This is a genomic window from Candidatus Hydrogenedentota bacterium (genome assembly GCA_016791475.1).
In the GTDB taxonomy this organism is placed as follows: Bacteria; Hydrogenedentota; Hydrogenedentia; order Hydrogenedentales; family JAEUWI01; genus JAEUWI01.
Genome location: JAEUWI010000473.1, coordinates 1 through 518, shown reverse-complemented (window position 1 = coordinate 518; position 518 = coordinate 1). Strand labels below are relative to the sequence as shown.

Annotated in this window: 1 protein-coding gene; it reads left to right on the top strand. The window is 47.7% G+C overall.

The features are described 5' to 3' along the window. Positions 1 to 89 precede the first annotated feature (89 nt). On the top strand, positions 90 to 518 hold a 429-nt coding region (locus JNK74_30315), incomplete at its 3' end, for a hypothetical protein (protein ID MBL7650464.1).

Genomic DNA, 518 nt, shown 5'->3' with positions numbered 1-518 from the left:
ATGATCGTGACCCCTACTATTTGTATGGAGGCCTCCAGGATAATGGTACGTGGACGGGTCCAAGCAATTCATTGCATCAGATCGGCATCATGAAAAGAGATTGGATCCAGATTGCCGGCGGCGATGGATATTATGCTGTGCCAATTCCAGGCAAGGAGAATGAAGTTTATGCCAACCTTCAGGGGGGAGTAATTTTCCATGTGGATACGAAAACAGGAAATACGAGAACGATCCATCCTTATCCCAACAAGATCGGATCCGCCGGTGACGGGATGGAATTTCATAAGTATCGTTTCAACTGGGATACCCCGATCCATGTCTCCCCTCATGACCCGAACACCGTTTATACAGCTGGCAACGTATTGTTCCGCAGCCGCGACAAAGGCTATACATGGGAGGAAATTTCTCCTGATCTGACCACCAATGACAAGTCAAAGCAAAAATCTTCAGGTGGTGAAATCTATCAAGACAACACAGCGGCTGAATTCCATTGCACGATTTTGACGGTCGCCGAGTCA